Raw genomic sequence first — 18,806 nt, forward strand, 5'->3', positions numbered from 1 at the left:
AAAAACAGATGTTAGATCAAAACATTAAAACTCAATTAAAAGCTTACCTAGAACGTTTAGAAAGTCCAATCGAATTAGTTGCTGCTTTAGATGAATCAGATAAAGCTGCTCAAATTAAAGAATTAGTAACTGAAATCGCTGAGCTTTCTGACAAGGTAACAGCCCGTTTTGATGGTAACAATACACGTCGTCCAAGCTTTGGTGTGGCTAAAGCAGGTGAACAGCCTCGTGTATTCTTTGCAGGCTTACCAATGGGCCATGAGTTTACCTCTTTGATCTTGGCTTTGTTACAAGTGTCTGGCTATGCACCTAAAGTGTCGGATGAAGTTTTAAATCAGATTAAAGGCTTAAACCTCAAAGCCAACTTTGATGTATTCGTATCATTAAGCTGTCATAACTGTCCGGATGTGGTACAGGCGCTTAACCTGATTGCCATTTATAACCCGAACACCACGGCAACCATGATTGATGGTGCATTCTTCCAAGACGAAGTGGAACAACGCAAAATCATGGCTGTACCGATGGTATTCCAGGACAATGAGCACATTGGTCAAGGTCGTATGACCCTTGAAGAGATTGTGGCAAAACTTGATACCAACTCGGCTGAAAAAGACGCAGCAGCACTCAATGCCAAAGATGCGTTTGATGTATTGGTGATTGGTGGTGGACCTGCGGGTGCAACAGCTGCAATCTATGCGGCACGTAAAGGCATTAACACAGGTATCGTGGCTGAACGCTTTGGTGGTCAGGTCATGGATACCATGGACATTGAAAACTTCACTTCTGTGCAAAAGACCCAAGGTCCTAAGTTTGCTGCTGAGATGGAAGCCCATGTTCGTGAATACGAAGTCGATATCATGAACCTGCAACGTGTCAGCAAAATCACTGGTGCAGACCAAACAGCAAATGGCTTGGTTGAAATTGAACTTGAAAACGGTGCAAAACTTGAATCGAAAACTGTGATCCTTTCTACAGGTGCACGTTGGAGAGAAATGAATGTACCGGGTGAAGCTGAATACCGTACCCGTGGTGTAGCGTACTGTCCACACTGTGATGGTCCATTGTTCAAAGGCAAACGTGTTGCCGTGATTGGTGGCGGTAACTCAGGTGTAGAAGCGGCAATTGACCTTGCAGGTATTGTTGAGCATGTGACTTTAGTTGAGTTTGACACTAAACTTCGTGCTGACCAAGTCTTGCAAAACAAGTTAAACAGCTTGCCAAACACCACTGTGATTATGAATGCATTAAGCACAGAAGTATTGGGTGACGGTTCACAAGTAACCGGTCTTAAATATAAAGACCGTGCGACTGATGAAGAGCATGTGGTCGAGCTTGCAGGGATCTTTGTACAGATTGGTTTACTTCCAAACACTGACTTCTTAAAAGACAGTGAGGTTGAGTTAACCAACCGTGGAGAGATCATTGTCAATGACCGCAACGAAACCAATGTAAAAGGTGTATTTGCTGCAGGTGACTGTACCACTGTACCGTACAAGCAGATCATTATTGCTACAGGTGAAGGCGCTAAAGCATCACTCTCTGCGTTTGATTACATCATTCGTTCTGGGCAGTAAAATCGGTCAAATCACTATCATTTAGTTCAAGCCTAGCATTACAAAATGCTAGGCTTTTTTAATACTAGAGTTACAACTTTTTAACAATTTTCGATCTTTATTAATCAGTTACTTTATGTTTATATTTTAGACATCCATAATTTTGGATGCTATGAATTAGAAGGAAAAACACAATGAATAAATTACTTGTTGCTTTAGGTCTTGCTGCGACTGTTGCCCTTGTTGGTTGTAATAAAGATAAAGCTCCAGAAACTGGCGCGACTACAGGTGAACACTTAGAAAATGCTGCTCAACAAGCAAGTGCTGATATCAAATCTGCTGGTGATCAAGCTGCGAGCGATATTGCAACTGCAACAGACAACGCTTCAGCTAAAATTGATGCTGCAACCGACCACGCTGCTGATGCGACTGCTAAAGCTGCAGCTGAAACAGAAGCTACTGCACGTAAAGCGACTGCTGATACAGCTCAAGCTGTTGAAAATGCAGCTGCTGATGTGAAAAAAGATGCTCAACACTAATTCGCTTTAGCATTAAAAAAGCCCCTATTTCTTAGGGGCTTTTTTAATACTTTTGAAAATTGCTTATGAAATTAAACCTTCATCACGCATTGCAATTTGTACTGACTGACGTTCTGCAACTTTATTACGTAAGGCAATAATATGTTTATATGGCGTTAAATCATGCTCAATTGAGTTTGACCAATTTGTTAAAACAAATAAATACGCATCTGCTGGACCAAAATTATCATTTACCAAATAGTCATAATCCGACTCAGCCAAATAATTATCGATATATTTTAAAAGACGGTCGATTTCAGCATAAGCTTTGGTTTTTTCATCATTTGTTAACGGCGCCCCAAAAAATACCGCGTATGCATCATGCAGTTCAGAATTTAAATAGCCCAACCATTCCAACACTTTCGCACGGCCTAAGCCCGAAGGAGGAATCAAATCTTGTTTAGGGTCATGCTGAGCAAGGAAAGGTAAAATCGCTACGTTTTCAGTTAAAATTAAACCCGGATTAATTTCTAAAGCTGGTACATATCCCTTTGGGTTAATTTCATAATAATCTGCACCTTTTTCTGTTTTATGTGTTTTTAAATTTACTCGTTCTAAATCAAAATCAACATTAATTTCATTTAAAATAATATGTGCAGCTAAAGAACATGCGCCTGGCGAATAATATAATTTCATATCTGATCCTTGTTATCTCACATTAACGTTTTAAATTGGTTCTAAAAAACCTGCAAGGTTTGTACAATTCCTTAATTGTAAAAAAGCGTAAATTTATAAATTACTTACACTACCTAATATTCTTGAAAAAGTTTTCCCTTGCAAGTTGTCTTGCGTGACGATTGTTTAAAATATGATAAAACACATTCACATCACGCATTTTTACCGTTAACTACGTTTAAAAAGCTGGCTAATCCATTCCATTAATTGAGATAAGAAATCGAAAATTGGACTTTTCTGGTCATCATTTGGCTGATTCGAGTCTTTGCCATTTAAATCTAGATCGACAATCACAGGGTCATGATCCGAAGAACGATAGGCATCTTCACCATAGAACAAAGCTTTTTGCTCATCAGTTTTATATTCTTCGTTGTAATCTAGAACCGTCGGCTCGTCAGCATTAATATGCCAAGCAAAAGTACGAACTACTTTTGGATATAAATCTGCATCAGCAATAGCATGGTCTAAGTTACCCGCTCCACCATTACCATTTGCATCACTTGCCACACCAAAAACATAACTGTACGCCTGAGCGCCTTGCCCAACTTTAGCGTCATTGAGTAAGACTTTATAATTGGCTTTTTCAAATGCCAAAATCGGCGCCTCTTTTGCATAACTGTTCATGTCTCCAACGAGTAAAGCATTTTGCTTAGGCACTTGCGTTGGATTTTTTGCTAGCCACTGCACAATTTGATCAACTGCTTTTACGCGGGTTGGATTCCAGCATCCCTGACCATCATTTTGATCTGCATCAGAAGAGTTGGCATCTACTCCACTACATCCTTTTGATTTCAAATGGTTTGGAATAACGGTAAATGTTTTATTACCACGGACAGCTTGGAACGTTTGAGCTAAGGTCGTTCTGTTTTTATCACCTAAATCAAGCACAACAGCTTTATTTAAAGGCTTCACACGCTTGCTGTTATAAATAATCGCAACAGCAATAACATCGCTACCTAAACGATCCAGATTTTCAGGAATAACATATTTCCAGTCTGGACCTAGTGCACTCGTTAAATGAGCAATCGCGCTGTTTGGGCCATAGCCATTGTTGGCAATTTCCATTAAACCGTATACGTCAGCATCAATCGCTTTTAATGCACTCACAATTTTACGGTGCTGTTTATCAAACTCTGCTTGTGTGTTTGCGCCACGCTCTGTTGGGAAACCTGTTGCACCATTGTCATAGTTCAAGACGTTAAATGAAGCTACACGAATATGATTGGCATTTTTCGCAATAACATTTTGACGAGAGTTGGTTTGAGCAATAACTTCTGGTTGCGTACGTCCAAGCACTGGTTGTACGCGCCAACCGTTAAAACGATATTCTAAAATCCCTTCGACATTTTTAAGCTGATAGCCTGAACGCAATGTATTGGCAGCACTAAAATTTGTAGGTAACCATGGTGTACGGTTTTGATTGTTATAACCATCATCAAAAATAATTTTAGATAATAAATTTTTCTGAGCTAGAGCTTTAGCTTCAGGAGATAGTGCTGGATATAAATTGGTTGGAATATATAAGCGACCTAAACTTAAAGATAGTTCACCATAACGACCATAATTATAATTCTCACTCACCGTTAAAGTCTGAGGCAATTTCACCAACATGCCTTGATAACGCTGCGGAGAATGGGTTGAACCGGCTGTTAAGCTCGAAAATGGTAATTCAAGGCTAATTGGCTGAACCTGATTTACCATATTGCTATTACAGGTTTGAATATCTTGTTGTAATTGGTCAATCTGTAGCTGATTTTGATAGCTCGTTAAACGACCACGTAAAATAACCTCATCACCAATTTGTCCACCTTTCACCGTACTACTATTCGGAATATAAACAAAAATGGCATTGCTCACATTTGCACGTGCTTTCGTATCAGGTGTTTGAACATAAAAACCAGAGAAACCATTGGCATAACGATAGTCGGCAGTAATCACCCCACGTACGGTATAAATCTGGTTTTGTGCTGCGGTTGCTAAATCAGCAATTGGTGTATCGGAACTTGAACAACTTACTGTTTCAACAGGTGGCTGTGTTATTGAGCCAGATAAATTTGAAAAGTCATTTCGGTTTGTCCAAGCCGACCATGAACGGTCCAAATCAAATGTAGCGGTTGCATCAATACTTAAAGCTGGGTTCTCAGTTTCATTACGCTTAAAACTATTTCCCAAGCTCGAAACGGCTGTTCCCCATCCTGCTTCTGGTCGCTCACCAATACGCCCAAAACGGTCTACAGGTGTGCCTTTATAAACGAGTACAACGGCATCATCACCATTAAAAGATAATGCAGCGACCTGATTTACTTTACTACCAAGTTCAGCCTGTAACTCAGAACGACCTACCAAAAACTTCTGCTTACTGGTTAACGATCCTTGTAAACGGAAAGTTGCTGTTTTTGCTGTACCGCCATTATTAAATTGTTGAATCTCATAGTCGGCTAAATTAACTGTAGTCCCATCCGGGTTATAAATTTCTAACCCTTTTTTATTACTGCTACCATCAACATACTGGCTAAACATGAGCTGTGCCTGAGCAACAGAACTATATGAAAATGCACCTAATGCACTTAAAAAAATCGAAAGTGTTTTTAATTGAAAAGTTTTCATGAGTAAAAATATTCATGTGAGTTTTAATTAGCCTCTTAGATTAAATATTAATCATGACATCTACATGAAGAAAAACACCGAAACATTTGACTTGACCACCTGAAGACTTAAAATACCGCATTTGAATTTCAATATTGCCAAGGTTATGTCGATCGATCAGTTAGAAACGCAAATTGCAGAATTGGACAATTTGCCTGAACACCGTGAAATTGTGACGTTTATGCGTCGTTCAGCCCCACTCAATACGTCTCAACGCACGGCTTTAGAACAACATCGCGATTTAATTTTGGAATATCCCGTGGGTGACTTACGTCAGCACTTCGAGCATCCAGAGCGCCCTTTAACTGTTGAAATCGGTTTCGGTATGGGCCGTTCTTTAGTGCTTATGGCTAAAGCGAACCCTGAACGTAACTATGTGGGTATTGAAGTCCATGTACCGGGCATTGCTCAATGTGTCTATGAAGCAGGTATGGCAGAGCTTAAAAATTTACGTGTACTCGATGCTGACGCAATTCAAGTACTACGTGAAATGCCTGACAACAGTATCAACTGCGTACAACTTTACTTCCCGGACCCTTGGCAAAAGAAACGTCATTTCAAACGCCGCTTCGTTATTCATGAACGTATGCAATTGGTTGAACAAAAACTTGAGCTTGGTGGCACATTCCACGCTGCAACAGACTGGGAGCCGTATGCTGAGTGGATGTTAGATGTTTTAGACAACCGTCCAAACCTTGAAAACTTGGCTGGTAAAGGCAACAGTTATCCTCGACCAGAATGGCGCCCAGTGACTAAGTTTGAACGCCGTGGCATTGAGTCAGGTCATAAGATTAATGATTTTATCTTTAAGAAGATTAAGTAAGAAACAGGGCTTAGTAACAAACTAGGCCCTTTTCATTTCAATATTAAAAATTAAATAAACCTATAACTTATCTTGTCCATTTTTCTGGCTAATTAAAGATTGCCAATTGAACTCAATCTCGTTATTTATAGAAAAGGTACTTGCCATACTAAAAATACTAAGGACAACACATGTTAAAAATCTTAGGGCGTGATAATTCTATTAATGTTCGCAAAGTCTTATGGCTATGTGACGAATTAAATCTTACATATGAGAGAGAAGATTGGGGCATAGGTTTTCGCTCCGCTCAATCTCCTGAATTTTTGCAATTAAATCCTAATGGTCAAATTCCAGTGATTTTAGATGGCGACTTAGTCCTTTGGCAGTCGAATAGCATTATACGTTATCTAGCAAATGCTTATGATAAAGACCATATACTCTACCCAACTCAAGCTAAGCAAAGAGCTATTATTGACCAGTGGATTGATTGGCAAGCTATAGAACTGAATAACAGTTGGACTTATGCATTTATGTCGCTCATTCGACATTCAGCCCTTCATCAAGATCCGAATTTGTTACAACAAGGTATTGATCAGTGGAATAAACAAATGCAGATTCTCGATCAACAACTTGCAAAAACTCAAGCCTATGTTGCAGGTACTGAGTTTACCCTAGCCGATATACCAATTGGGCTGTCTGTGCAACGCTGGAAAGCAACTCCTTTTGACCATCCAGCGCTTAAACATGTCGACCAATATTTTGAACGTTTAAATCAGCGTAAAGGCTTTTTAAAATGGGGCAATAACGGTCAACCTTAACCTCTTAAAATTAAGATGAGTGATGGCGATTTACGATGCCATCACTTAAAAGTTGATAAACCTGTTTTAAATCATCTCGATTTGCTTGGGCTAATAAGCTTTGATGCATTGCCAAGATATTCTGATCTCCTCGCATTGCAGGTCCTGTTTGCATTTGCTTTGGATCATTTTCAGTAGCTTTTTTTGCTGTTTCCAGAATTAATGGATAAAGCAAGCCAAAGTCGACCTGTTCCGCGTCTACGACTTGCTTTGCTATATCAAAACAATAATTACTAAAATTACAGGCAAACACGGCTGCCAAATGCAAAGTTAAACGTTGTTTGGAGGTGTATTGATATACTCGCTTACTTAGGCTATTTGCTAAATCAGAAAGTATGACTAAATCGTCTTTATTGGTCACCTCTACAAATAATGGTGTGGCTTGCCAATCAACGTCTCTTTCAAGACTGAACGTTTGCAAAGGGTAAAACACCCCTGCTTTTTCATGTACCTGACTGATGACTTGAATGTCTGTACTCCCCGAAGTATGAACCATAAGCGTTTCGGGAAATAACTCGTGTACCTGCGTTGCAAGTTCAGCAATAGCACTGTCTGAAACAGCTAGAATAATTAAATCGCTTGGTTGAAACTCTTGAAGAGACTGACATGCTTTCGCTTGAATTTGCTCTGCAAACTTCTTGGTTTTCTCAAAATCACGTGCATAGACTTGTGCGATGTGATGACCTTGAGCCAACAGTGCCTTTGCCAAATGAAAGGCAACACGCCCACTCCCTAACAAACTAATTTTCATGCCAACCTAACAATATTTATTTCTATAAAAAAAGCTTCTCAAAATGAGAAGCTTTTTTCAAATTAGAATTCAATAAAATCTGTTTTTTATTGAGCTACTGAAAACTCAATACGACGGTTTTTAAAGCGTCCTTCTTCGGTCGTATTGTCTGCAACTGGCTGTTCTGAACCATGGCCTTTAGCAACCAGTTTAGAAGCATCCACTCCTTTAGAAACTAAATAATCTACTACTGCTTGAGCACGTCGTTGAGAAAGCGCTTTATTAGCAGCGGCATTCCCTGTTGAGTCGGTGTGACCGCCTACATCTAATTTAACACCAGACACTTTATTTAAAAGGGTTGCTGCTTGATCAAGAATAGCTTTGTTATCTGCAGGAATGTCACTTGAGCCACTCGCAAAGTTAATAATTTGTAAATTAAGTGCTTTAACTAGTGCGTTTACATCTACATTATTCGGGTCAATTGCAGTTAAGGCTGTTTGTGAAGCACTTAAACTGTTGCTTACAGACTGTTCAGCTGTTTCTGGTGCTGAGGCAACAACTTCAGTATGTGGAACAAGTGCTTTTACTTTAGCAGTTAACGCTTCTAACGCTGCAGCATCACCTGCTTTCAATGTAATCTTGTCACCCACCCATTCTAAAGAAGCGTTTGGAATACCTTTTAATGCACCTAGCACTCCTGCCAAAGCATCCTTATCGGTAAAAGCAGCCGCATAAGTTTGACTTGTATCAACATCACAATCTTTAGTAGCTGAAAAGACTTGTTTAACTTGAGTTTGTAAAGTCGCCAAGAAACCTTGATCGCCAATTCCAGCCTGACACTGGCTCACGGCACCTTTATCATCGGTGCTTAAAGTTAAAGTAGCTGGAGCAGCCGCGGCCTCTACACCGCTTGCAGCTTTAGTTTCTGGTGCAGGTGTAGCTTCTTTATGCTGGCAAGAGCGCCACAACCAAGCAATTAATAACCCAAGAATAATGAGCGCAATAATGGGTAAAAAACCACGAGATTTGCCCGTAGTCTCTGTTGCTGCTGCAAGTGGCGGTGCTGTCGATGAAGTTACAGAAGATAAACCAGCTCCAATACCTAATGGAGCTAATAAGCCCACGGCCCATCCTGGTAAATATGAACGGATCGTTTCAGCATGCTGACGTAAATAGTTCACAATACTTTGTTGATCATTTCCGGCAACGTCAGAAATTGCATTAAGGCTCGGTTTTAATGCGCTATTGAGGGTATTTTCGATTTCATTATTTGGTGCTGTACCGCTTAAATGGGTAAGCACAGTATTCTTAATTTGCTCATTATGAGAAAAAAGATCGGATAATGACGGAGCCAAACTGTTTTTCAATTGTCCTATAAGATCAGGTTTAGCAGCTAATAATGAAAGTAGAATTGGATAAAACTTAGATAAAGCGTTTGTTTTTTCGCCGAGGTATCCATCCTGATTATTTAATATTGTTGAAGATACTTTTTCTTTAAGCAGTTCTATAGGGTTTATCGACATTGGTTATTCTCCCGAATCTTATACGTCGTAACCAGCAACTTTTTGATTATTCAAATACTTCTCTTTGCTGATAGTTTTTTATTCTAATGCGCTCGAAATCTTTTGTTGTTTTTTAAATAATTTATATACAATTTTCCATCTAGTATTTACAAAACAGGCAGATCTTTATGATCTACCTGTTTATATTTTATATCGGCATTTTTCTGCTTAAAATTAAACAGCAAAAGTTTGTAAGACTTTACCTGTAAGCTTTTGACCCAGTAAAGGGGTGTTTTTCCCTTGAGATAAAATAGTGTCTTTACTTACAGTCCACCTTAACTCAGGATCTACCAACACCCATCCTGCTTCAGCTTGCCAACGAGCTGTCATGTTTGCTACCTGTGCAGGAGCACTTGTCACTTTAGTTACCCATTCTAAAGGTTCAAATAGACCTTCATTAATGAGCTGAATACCTAAAGCCACATAAGTATCAAATGCAGTAATACCCGGTTGGGTCTCTGCAAATGGAGCCATTTTGGCTGAACTGCTTAAAGGCTCATGGTGGGTACAGATTGCATCAATTACACCTTGTTTTAAACCTTGGCGTAAAAGCTCTTTATCTTGCTCAGAACGTAATGGTGGACGAACATGTGCAAGTGAATTGAAGCCATCAATTAGTTGCTCAGTTAAATGTAACTGATGCATTGCTACATCGGCAGTAACCGGTAAACCTTTTGCTTTTGCAGCACGAATTAATTCGACCGAAGCGCCACAAGACAATAAACCAAAGTGAGCTTTAACACCTGTCGCTTCAATCATAAGTAGATATTTTGCAATCGCTACGGTTTCTGCAATTGCAGGAATCATTGGTAAACCTTGACGTGATGCAATAAAACCTTCATGAGCACAGCCATCTTTAGCAAGTTGTGGCTCTTCAGCATAGAAAACGACGGTTAAACCAAGACCCGCAGCGTACTCTAATGTACGAACAACGACATCGTCATTTTCAAAAGCAGCATTGGCATTTGAAACAGCAGTACAACCACCCTTTTTAAGGCCGGCCATATTTGCTGGTTGCTTACCATTTAGGCCTTGAGTCTGGGCACCGATGATATGCATGTGAATACCACCATCATGCCAAGCTTTTTCAATTAAGCCGTGAATGAGCGCACCGTTGTCTTGTACAATCGGCTTTGAGTCTGGCGGCGTAATGACGTGCAAAATACCGTTAGCACGTGCAGCTTTACCTTCTGATTTCAACGTTCCATGCTGCTGCTGACCTGGTTCACGCAAACGTGCACACAAATCAACCATAGTTGGCATTAACCATTTACCCTGACCATCAATAGTTTGTTCAACTTGGTCGACTGGAGCAATGAGCTTACCGTCTTGAAGATATACAGTTTGTACGCTGTCTGTTTTTTGGATTGGGTCTAACACACGTACATTTTCAATTTTTACAATACTCATGTGATCCATTCCTTACAACGCAATCGCTTCAATTAAACCTTGTTCTTGGAGTTGCCCTTGCATAGACAACGCCAGCACAGCCATACGAACTGCAATACCGTTAGTGACCTGTTTTAAAATCACTGACTGTTCGCCATCAGCAATACTCGAATCAATTTCTACACCACGGTTCATTGGTCCCGGATGCATAACAATACAGTCCGGTTTAGCCAAGCTAAGGCGCTCTTTGTTTAAACCGTACATTCTGTAAAATTCAGATTGCGAAGATAATGCTGGTGAATCGATACGTTCATTTTGAATACGTAAAGCAATAATCACATCACAACCGGTAATGCCTTCATCCATGTTATTGAACAAACGAACATGGTCGCCATATTCTGAAAAACCAACCGGTAATAAGGTGTTCGGCGCAATCACACGGATATCTTTACATCCGAGTGTTTGAAGTGCAGCTACATCTGAACGCGCAACGCGAGAGTGTTTAATGTCACCAATAATGGCAACACTCAATTCTTCAAATGGTTTTTTCGTCTCACGGCGAATAGTGAGCATATCGAGCATCGCTTGCGTTGGATGGGCATGACGTCCATCTCCGGCATTAATAATTGCGACTTTCGGACATACATCTTTAGCAATGAAATGTGCAGCACCTGAAGATGAATGACGTACAACAAAAATATCGGCAGCCATTGCTTCGAGGTTCCAAAGCGTATCTCGTAAAGTCTCACCTTTTGACGTGCTTGAACGTGCAATATCAATGTTCAATACATTGGCAGACAAACGTTTTGCTGCTGCTTCAAAAGTAGTACGAGTACGGGTGGAGTTTTCAAAGAAGAGATTCATAACCGTCCGACCTTCTAAAAGCGGGCGGTTAATTAAATTATTATTATCATCTAAAAAGCTTTGCGCGGTATCTAAAATCTTAGTGAGGTTTTCTTTTGAAAGGCCCTCAATCGTTAAAAAATGTTTTAAATTTCCGTCTTGATTGAGCTGAACCTGGCTCGGTTGATGCAACGCTGCAATATGCATAATGGATTCCTATGGGTCGAATCGCGAAAACGTGCATAGTGTAGCTGAATTCCGTTCTTTTCGCAGAAGAACTTTACAGAATAAGGCCCTAAATTGACCAGAAAATTTAGAGCCGTGCTCAGATTACCTTAAAGCACCAATATAATGATGTGGAACTTGTGCCCGATAAATGTCTTCGGCTGTGATTTCTGATTCTTCACTAGTTTGAATACTTACTGTCATTTCTTTTTGAGACTGCTCTGGTATTGAATCAGTCAATACCATTAATCGTTCAACACAGCGTTTTAATTCGTCATCTTCTGCTTCTAGTGCCAGTGCAATTACATATTTCGCATAGTCTTTATTTTGAACAACATACATTGCATCTATCACCCGTCCCGTTACTCTGCGCATACGCACATAAATTTGAGTAGCTAGTGTGAAAGCTTCTGCATTCGCTATAAAACCATTCCCCATCACATCTTTCATTTATATTCCCCTATGTATTCAAATCATAAAAATTGGTTAAAAACCATTAATAATGATTAATTAAATAAGTTTTATTTCGAAAGATTTAGCAAAATACATACCAGTTTTTATATTTTAAACTTTAAAAATCAATTTATTGGTTGCCAAGTGATAGGTTGCAATAATTTAAAAACTTTTAGACACCAAAATACGTTAAACTTTGCATCGTTAATATTTATATGTTTTGGTCAATCGAGTTTATGAATACCTCTTTACGTTTAAACCACTATTGGATTACTTGTGCTGATGGTTTAGAAACCCTCTTACAAGAAGAAATAGAACAGCTTGGCACCAAAGTGACAGAACGTAAAGCAGGACGTTTAATCATTGAAGGAACGCTTGAACATGCTTACCGTATTTGCATGTGGTCACGTCTTGCTTCACGTGTTTTACTTCCAATTCATACTTATGAACTTGAACGTACCCACGATGCACGTGATGTAGCTGAAGAGCTTTATGAAGGTGCAATTAGTTTTGATTGGTCACTTATTTTTGCACCACAAAGTACCTTTGCAATTCGCTTACACGCAGAGCGTGAAATTAAGGTAAATACGCAGTTTGCAACCCTTCGTGTAAAAGACGGTGTTGTTGATTCCTTTATGGAAGCTGTAGGTCGCCGCCCAAGTATTGATACCAAACAACCGGAAATTACATTATATGTGCTTGCGGGCAAAACCGAGCATACATATTGCCTAGATTTATCTGGTGATTCATTACATAAACGCGGCTACCGTCGTTTCATGACAGATGCACCAATTAAAGAAAACCTCGCAGCAGCAATTTTACAAAAAGCCAAGCTTCAGGAACGTAACCCGGAAATCGTACTTGACCCAATGTGTGGTTCAGGCACATTTATTATTGAAGCGTTAATGATTTTAACTGATCGTGCGCCGGGTCTTGTACGTCGTTTTGGTTTTAATGGCTGGCATGGTCATGACCGTGAACTTTGGCTTTCACTCAAAGCGGAAGCAGCAGAGCGTCATGAAAAAGCACTTGAACAACCGTTACCTAAGTTTTATGCATACGATGCTGACTGGGAAGCTGTAAAAGCAACACGCGAAAACATTATTGCAGCAGGTTTTGAAAAGCTACTAGGCGATATTCAAATTGAAGAGCGTACTTTAGCAGACTGGCCAGATTTCGGTGCTGAAAATAAAACTGCTTTTATCGTTACCAACCCCCCATATGGTGAGCGCTTAGGTGACAAAGCTTCTAACCGTTCTCTTTACTTAGGTTTATCTGCCCTCTTACAAAAGAACTTCCCAAATCAATATGCAGCAATTATTGCCGCACAAATTGAACAAGCGGATGTTTTAGCATTTGAAGCACCAGAAACATTACGCTTAATGAATGGTAAATTACCGATTTATGTTCGTTTCGGTACAGTTAAACCTGAAAAAGTCACTCAACCATTCTTGGCAAACTGGCAAGCTCAACCTGTTGAAATGGAAGAAGCTCAAGACTTTGCTAACCGTTTGCAAAAGAACATGACTGCCTTGAAAAAATGGGCAACCAAAGAAAATATCTATTGCTTACGTTTATACGATGCAGACCTCCCTGACTTTAACCTTGCTGTAGACTTATATGGCGACCGTTTACATGTTCAGGAATATGCACCACCTAAAAAGATTGATCCTGAAAAAGCAAAAAAACGTTTTAACTTAGCGCTTGCTGCTATTCGTGCGGTGACAGGATTAAATCGTGATGCAATCTTTATTAAAACACGTGCGCGTCAAACTGGTACCAATCAGTACACCAAACAAAGTACAGCCAATAAACGTTTCATCGTGCAAGAAGGTAAAGCTAAAATTTTAGTGAACCTGACTGACTACCTCGATACAGGTTTGTTCCTTGACCACCGTCAAATGCGTTTACGTATTGCTAAAGAAGCACGTGGTAAGCACTTCTTAAATCTTTATAGTTATACCTCGACAGCCAGCTTACACGCGGCCTTAGGCGGCGCTGCAAGTACAACCAGTGTAGATTTATCTAATACTTACTTGAGCTGGTCAAAAGAAAACTTCGTTTTAAACGGTTTAACGGTAGATCATGCAGACGAACAGCATATGTTCTTTGCAAGTGACTGTTTTGAATGGTTAAAAGAAGGTCATGAACAATATGATCTTATTTTTATTGACCCGCCAACATTCTCTAATTCTAAAAAGTTCCACGGTACTTTTGATGTGCAGCGCGATCACGTCTCTTTAATTAAACGTGCAATGAACCGCTTAACAAGTGAAGGTACACTTTACTTCTCAAATAACTATCGTGGTTTTGAGATGGATGAAGAGATCGAGGCTTTATATAACGTTGAAGAAATTACTTCTGAAACGATTGGACCCGATTTTAAACGTAATCAAAAAATCCACCGTGCATGGAAAATTCAGCATCCTGGATTAAATTAATCTGAATTTGAAAAGGAAGTTATCATTACTTCACGGTAATGATAACTTCACCATGTACATTCTTTGACTCAAAATCATAACGCGTAAATCGATCAGCTCTTTCTGGCAGAGCAACCATTTCTAACTTTTTCTTCTCTTTTCCATCAATGACCTGATTTTGCTTTTGTTCTTGATAAGGTGATAACACACTTGTGCGCAGTGAATTCCATCGAACCTGCTGTAAATAGTTATCCCCTAGTGTTTGCCGAACTTGACGTTGCTCTATTTCTGGCTTCTTCGCATCATCTTGAGCTTTTGCAATAATTACGGGTAGAGCTGCCGTTACTGCTCCTGTTTGAGTTGCAAGCGCACTTTCATTCATAGGCTGCGCAGCCCATAGATTCGTCGGTAATACCGCTATACAACTTAAAATTCCCAGCACACACCCTTGCTTATTGTTCATCATGTTCATCCTAAAATTGTTATTGTTTGTTATATCGAATCAAACTAACAAGTTTTTAACCTTGTCGCAATGTTATAAAGAAACTTCCCGATAATTAGCATTGATCATTTTAAAACCTGAAATTCTTCACAGGCTTTTTGTGAATATTCAAATAGTTTTATAGATTTTTATCTTAGACTTGAACCATACCCTTAGATCACTTAACGTGATTTTATAATTTATTTGTAGTTAGATTTATTCATAAATAAACACCATACGAGGTGGAATAATGCTTCAGCAATGCTGTCAGTTATTAGAAGACCGTTTACTTAAAGTCGCGTTTATTGAAAGTGCCAGTTCAGGTTACTTAACCAGTCAGTTTTCGATTCATAAAAATAGTGGTGCTGATATTTTACTGGGTGGGTTAGTCAGTTATGACCCCAGTATTAAAATCAGTGTTTTAAAAGTTGATCCAAAGTTAATTGAAACCTACACAGCAGAATCGCCACAAGTAACTGAAGAAATGTGCAGGCTTGGTCAAACCCTATTTCAACAAGCTGACATTGTTGTGAGCTGCACAGGTTTATTAAAACCTGGCGGAAGTGAAACTACGGAAAAACCTGTAGGTACTTTCTTTATTTGTATTTCTTATCTAGGATGTATTTATCATTACCATTATTTTTTATCAGGTCATGCCGAACAAAAACTTAAAACTCTCACACAGAAAGTAGCAGACTCAATTATTGCGCTTATATCTTCAAATCAGCATAAAAGTTAAATATAAAAAAAGAGAATATGTTTCCATATTCTCTTTTCGGTTTTAGCAGAAAAAACTTAGCTGAGTTTCAGCTTATCAAACACTAAGTGACCATTTTCGCCTTTAACTAAAATGGTATCACCCGCAACAAAGTCACCTGACAAGATTTTTTGAGCTAGTGTATTTTCAACCTGTTGTTGAATTGCACGTTTCAATGGACGCGCTCCGTATACAGGGTCAAAACCAGCGTCAATCAATAAGTCAAATGCACTGTCATCTACAGTTAAACTCATATCACGATCAACAAGTCGTGAGCGTAAACGGTCTAACTGAATATCGGCAATGCCACGAATCTGTGCTTTTTTGAGTGAATGGAAAATCACCAGCTCATCAATCCGGTTAATAAACTCCGGACGGAAATGCTGACTTACCGCATTCATTACAATAGTACGCACTTCATCATCAGTTGCACCTTCACCAAGTTCACGTACATCTTGTGAACCCAAGTTCGATGTCATCACAATAACCGTATTTTTAAAGTCCACTACACGACCTTGTGAGTCGGTTAAGCGTCCATCATCTAACACTTGTAGCAAGATATTGAAGACATCTGGATGCGCTTTTTCAACCTCATCAAACAACACTACGCTATATGGTTTACGGCGAACAGCTTCGGTTAAAACGCCGCCCTCTTCGTAACCTACGTAACCCGGAGGCGCACCAACTAAACGGCTGACAGAATGTTTCTCCATGAATTCACTCATATCGATACGAATCATGGCATCATCACTGTCAAACAAGAAGTTAGCTAAAGCTTTAGTCAACTCAGTTTTACCAACACCTGTTGGTCCTAAGAACAAGAATGATCCACTAGGACGATTCGGGTCAGACAAACCGGCACGTGAACGGCGAACAGCATTCGATACCGCAACGACTGCTTCATCTTGCCCTACAACACGGTCATGCAAGAACTCTTCCATATGAAGGAGTTTTTCACGCTCGCCTTGCATCATTTTAGCAACCGGAATACCTGTTGCAGCACTAACGACTTCGGCAATTTCATTTTCAGTTACTTTTGTACGAATGAGTTTTGGCTCTTCGTTTTCTTCAGCAACTTCGTCTTGCTCCAATTGTTTTTGAAGCTCTGGGATTACGCCATATTGCAAACGTGCTGCTTCTGCCAAATCGCCTTCACGCTGAGCTTTTTCAAAAGCAATACGTGCTTTATCAAGTTCAACCTGAGCTTGTTTAGTGCCTTCTACCAGTGTTTTCTCAGCTTTCCACACTTCTTCCAGATCGTTGTATTCTTTCTCTACTTCAGCGATCTGTTTTTCAAGATGAGTAACTTCGGCCTTACTGCCTGCGTCTTCATCTTTTTTCACCGCTTCCAATTGCATTTTCAACTGGATTAAACGGCGGTCAAGTTTATCAAGTGCTTCTGGCTTAGAATCGATTTCCATCTTAATACGAGAAGCTGCCTCATCAATCAGGTCAATCGCCTTGTCTGGTAATTGACGGTCTGTAATATAACGATGAGACATTTTCGCCGCAGCAATAATCGCTGAGTCTAAAATCTGTACGCCATGGTGAGTCGCATACTTTTCTTTCAGACCACGTAAAATCGCAATGGTATCTTCTACACTTGGTTCATCGACCAGCACTTTTTGGAAACGACGCTCCAAGGCTGCGTCTTTTTCAATGTATTGGCGATATTCATCTAAGGTTGTTGCCCCCACACAGCGCAACTCACCACGAGCCAACGCAGGTTTTAACATATTACCTGCATCCATCGCGCCGTCACCTTTACCAGCACCAACGAGTGTATGTAACTCGTCAATGAATAAGATGATTTCGCCTTCGTGTTTCGCCAAATCTTTTAAAACAGCTTTTAAACGTTCTTCAAACTCACCACGATACTTAGCACCAGCAAGCAATGAACCTAAATCTAACGATAAAACACGTTTATTCTTTAAGCCTTCTGGTACTTCACCATTGACAATACGTTGTGCCAAACCTTCAACAATAGCGGTTTTACCTACCCCAGGTTCACCAATGAGTACTGGGTTATTCTTAGTACGGCGTGACAAGACCTGAATGGTACGGCGGATCTCATCATCACGCCCAATCACCGGATCAAGTTTCCCCGATAAAGCCCGCTCGGTTAAATCAATCGTATATTTATTAAGTGAGTCACGTTGGTCTTCGTGATTATTACTCATGACTTTGTCACTACCTCGAATATTTTCAATTACTTTGCGTAAGCTGTCGGGAGTTACACCTACGGCACTTAAAATATTTTTTGTTTCACCAGTTTCCGCCAAGCCCAATAAAACCCAGTCAGTTGACAAAAATTCATCGCCAGCTTTTTGCGCGTATCGATCTGCCAAGTTGAGTGCTTTAACTGCTTCTGGGTTTAAATTGACATCGCCCGTCGGGTTAGCAATAGTCGGAGCATCTTTTAAAGCCTGCTCTAGCTTTTGTTTAAGTTCAGGTAACCGTGCACCTGCTTGTTGCAACAAACTAATATTGGACGGCTCTTCCAATAAAGTACTCAAAATATGAATACCTGCTATAGCTGTATGGTCTTTACCCATCGCTAAGGATTGAGCATCTGAGAGGGCTTGCTGCAAGCGGTTCGTAAATTTTTCAAATCGCATTCTTGTTATTCCTCACAACAAATTCGTACTTGTGTAATAGATGGGAACACTTTTTCGGATTTCAAATAAATTTTTATATATTTTTCATTAATTTATAAAAAATACTGCGAGTAAAACTCGATTATAATATGGGTTTGTTTTGTATATATTTCAAGTACACTTCGGCTACATTTTATTAAATATCTTGAATATTTATATTTACTCTCATCTATTTTAT

15 protein-coding genes are annotated in these 18,806 nt (G+C 39.6%); 6 read left to right on the forward strand and 9 right to left on the reverse strand.

Features of this window, described 5'->3' with window-relative positions; genetic code table 11:
- Nucleotides 1-8: 8 nt before the first annotated feature.
- On the forward strand, nt 9-1,574 hold the full coding sequence (ahpF, locus tag MKL36_RS16465) for an alkyl hydroperoxide reductase subunit F (RefSeq protein WP_139845140.1): 1,566 nt from the start codon (nt 9-11) through the stop codon (nt 1,572-1,574).
- Nucleotides 1,575-1,747: 173 nt separating this feature from the next.
- Entirely contained in the window at nt 1,748-2,092 is a 345-nt protein-coding gene (locus tag MKL36_RS16470; protein ID WP_001037894.1) for a hypothetical protein, read from the forward strand.
- 63 nt (nt 2,093-2,155) lie between these two features.
- On the opposite strand, the gene MKL36_RS16475 is transcribed toward MKL36_RS16470, so the two are convergent.
- Both MKL36_RS16475 and MKL36_RS16480 read right to left on the reverse strand, forming a co-directional pair.
- Nucleotides 2,156-2,767, reverse strand: coding sequence for a glutathione binding-like protein (locus tag MKL36_RS16475; protein WP_000781338.1), 612 nt, complete (start codon nt 2,765-2,767; stop codon nt 2,156-2,158).
- 207 nt (nt 2,768-2,974) lie between these two features.
- Nucleotides 2,975-5,413, reverse strand: a complete 2,439-nt coding sequence (locus MKL36_RS16480; protein ID WP_021510943.1) for an ExeM/NucH family extracellular endonuclease — start codon at nt 5,411-5,413, stop codon at nt 2,975-2,977.
- Nucleotides 5,414-5,558: 145 nt separating this feature from the next.
- Here MKL36_RS16480 and trmB point away from each other — a divergent pair, with 145 nt between their 5' ends.
- Together trmB and MKL36_RS16490 are read left to right on the forward strand one after the other, a co-directional pair.
- A complete protein-coding gene (trmB, locus tag MKL36_RS16485) occupies nt 5,559-6,275 on the forward strand; it encodes a tRNA (guanosine(46)-N7)-methyltransferase TrmB (RefSeq protein WP_000020860.1) in 717 nt (238 codons plus the stop codon).
- Nucleotides 6,276-6,445: 170 nt separating this feature from the next.
- Entirely contained in the window at nt 6,446-7,072 is a 627-nt protein-coding gene (locus tag MKL36_RS16490; RefSeq protein WP_000912925.1) for a glutathione S-transferase family protein, read from the forward strand.
- Nucleotides 7,073-7,082: 10 nt separating this feature from the next.
- Here MKL36_RS16490 and MKL36_RS16495 read toward each other — a convergent pair whose 3' ends face one another.
- The 5 genes from MKL36_RS16495 to MKL36_RS16515 all read right to left on the reverse strand — a co-directional run bounded on the left by MKL36_RS16495 (nt 7,083) and on the right by MKL36_RS16515 (nt 12,310).
- Complete coding sequence (locus tag MKL36_RS16495) at nt 7,083-7,862, reverse strand: Rossmann-like and DUF2520 domain-containing protein (RefSeq protein WP_021510944.1); 780 nt, start codon at nt 7,860-7,862, stop codon at nt 7,083-7,085.
- An 86-nt stretch (nt 7,863-7,948) separates the two neighbouring features.
- A complete protein-coding gene (locus tag MKL36_RS16500; RefSeq protein WP_000026487.1) occupies nt 7,949-9,364 on the reverse strand; it encodes an OmpA family protein in 1,416 nt (471 codons plus the stop codon).
- A gap of 213 nt (nt 9,365-9,577) precedes the next feature.
- Nucleotides 9,578-10,813 carry a dihydroorotase gene (locus tag MKL36_RS16505; protein WP_021510945.1) on the reverse strand — a complete coding sequence of 412 codons (1,236 nt, stop codon included), beginning with the start codon at nt 10,811-10,813 and terminating at the stop codon, nt 9,578-9,580.
- Nucleotides 10,814-10,825: 12 nt separating this feature from the next.
- The gene (locus MKL36_RS16510; protein ID WP_002059721.1) at nt 10,826-11,842 is read right to left on the reverse strand and encodes an aspartate carbamoyltransferase catalytic subunit; all 1,017 of its coding nucleotides are present in this window, start codon (nt 11,840-11,842) and stop codon (nt 10,826-10,828) included.
- A gap of 123 nt (nt 11,843-11,965) precedes the next feature.
- The gene (locus MKL36_RS16515) at nt 11,966-12,310 is read right to left on the reverse strand and encodes a hypothetical protein (protein ID WP_000655897.1); all 345 of its coding nucleotides are present in this window, start codon (nt 12,308-12,310) and stop codon (nt 11,966-11,968) included.
- Nucleotides 12,311-12,549: 239 nt separating this feature from the next.
- On the opposite strand from MKL36_RS16515, the gene rlmKL reads away from it, so the two are divergent.
- Nucleotides 12,550-14,754, forward strand: a complete 2,205-nt coding sequence (gene rlmKL / locus MKL36_RS16520; RefSeq protein WP_021510946.1) for a bifunctional 23S rRNA (guanine(2069)-N(7))-methyltransferase RlmK/23S rRNA (guanine(2445)-N(2))-methyltransferase RlmL — start codon at nt 12,550-12,552, stop codon at nt 14,752-14,754.
- Between the two features lie 25 nt (nt 14,755-14,779).
- Here the strand turns inward: rlmKL and MKL36_RS16525 are convergent, their stop codons facing one another.
- Nucleotides 14,780-15,196, reverse strand: coding sequence for a hypothetical protein (locus tag MKL36_RS16525; RefSeq protein ID WP_001060738.1), 417 nt, complete (start codon nt 15,194-15,196; stop codon nt 14,780-14,782).
- A gap of 268 nt (nt 15,197-15,464) precedes the next feature.
- On the opposite strand from MKL36_RS16525, the gene MKL36_RS16530 reads away from it, so the two are divergent.
- Nucleotides 15,465-15,953, forward strand: a complete 489-nt coding sequence (locus MKL36_RS16530) for a CinA family protein (RefSeq protein WP_021510947.1) — start codon at nt 15,465-15,467, stop codon at nt 15,951-15,953.
- 56 nt (nt 15,954-16,009) lie between these two features.
- Here MKL36_RS16530 and clpB read toward each other — a convergent pair whose 3' ends face one another.
- Nucleotides 16,010-18,589: an ATP-dependent chaperone ClpB gene (gene clpB, locus MKL36_RS16535; protein WP_001210050.1), complete on the reverse strand. Its 2,580-nt coding sequence runs from the start codon at nt 18,587-18,589 to the stop codon at nt 16,010-16,012.
- Nucleotides 18,590-18,806: the final 217 nt, after the last annotated feature.

Origin of the sequence: Acinetobacter sp. AOR12_HL (assembly GCF_027855275.1) — a bacterium.
GTDB classification, from domain to species: Bacteria; Pseudomonadota; Gammaproteobacteria; order Pseudomonadales; family Moraxellaceae; genus Acinetobacter; species Acinetobacter baumannii.

Coding starts and splice junctions, on each gene's coding strand:
- ahpF (WP_139845140.1), top strand. CDS start 9: ATGTTAGATCAAAACATTAAAACTCAATTAAAAGCTTACCTAGAACGT.
- MKL36_RS16470 (WP_001037894.1), top strand. CDS start 1,748: ATGAATAAATTACTTGTTGCTTTAGGTCTTGCTGCGACTGTTGCCCTT.
- MKL36_RS16475 (WP_000781338.1), bottom strand. CDS start 2,767: ATGAAATTATATTATTCGCCAGGCGCATGTTCTTTAGCTGCACATATT.
- MKL36_RS16480 (WP_021510943.1), bottom strand. CDS start 5,413: ATGAAAACTTTTCAATTAAAAACACTTTCGATTTTTTTAAGTGCATTA.
- trmB (WP_000020860.1), top strand. CDS start 5,559: ATGTCGATCGATCAGTTAGAAACGCAAATTGCAGAATTGGACAATTTG.
- MKL36_RS16490 (WP_000912925.1), top strand. CDS start 6,446: ATGTTAAAAATCTTAGGGCGTGATAATTCTATTAATGTTCGCAAAGTC.
- MKL36_RS16495 (WP_021510944.1), bottom strand. CDS start 7,862: ATGAAAATTAGTTTGTTAGGGAGTGGGCGTGTTGCCTTTCATTTGGCA.
- MKL36_RS16500 (WP_000026487.1), bottom strand. CDS start 9,364: ATGTCGATAAACCCTATAGAACTGCTTAAAGAAAAAGTATCTTCAACA.
- MKL36_RS16505 (WP_021510945.1), bottom strand. CDS start 10,813: ATGAGTATTGTAAAAATTGAAAATGTACGTGTGTTAGACCCAATCCAA.
- MKL36_RS16510 (WP_002059721.1), bottom strand. CDS start 11,842: ATGCATATTGCAGCGTTGCATCAACCGAGCCAGGTTCAGCTCAATCAA.
- MKL36_RS16515 (WP_000655897.1), bottom strand. CDS start 12,310: ATGAAAGATGTGATGGGGAATGGTTTTATAGCGAATGCAGAAGCTTTC.
- rlmKL (WP_021510946.1), top strand. CDS start 12,550: ATGAATACCTCTTTACGTTTAAACCACTATTGGATTACTTGTGCTGAT.
- MKL36_RS16525 (WP_001060738.1), bottom strand. CDS start 15,196: ATGAACAATAAGCAAGGGTGTGTGCTGGGAATTTTAAGTTGTATAGCG.
- MKL36_RS16530 (WP_021510947.1), top strand. CDS start 15,465: ATGCTTCAGCAATGCTGTCAGTTATTAGAAGACCGTTTACTTAAAGTC.
- clpB (WP_001210050.1), bottom strand. CDS start 18,589: ATGCGATTTGAAAAATTTACGAACCGCTTGCAGCAAGCCCTCTCAGAT.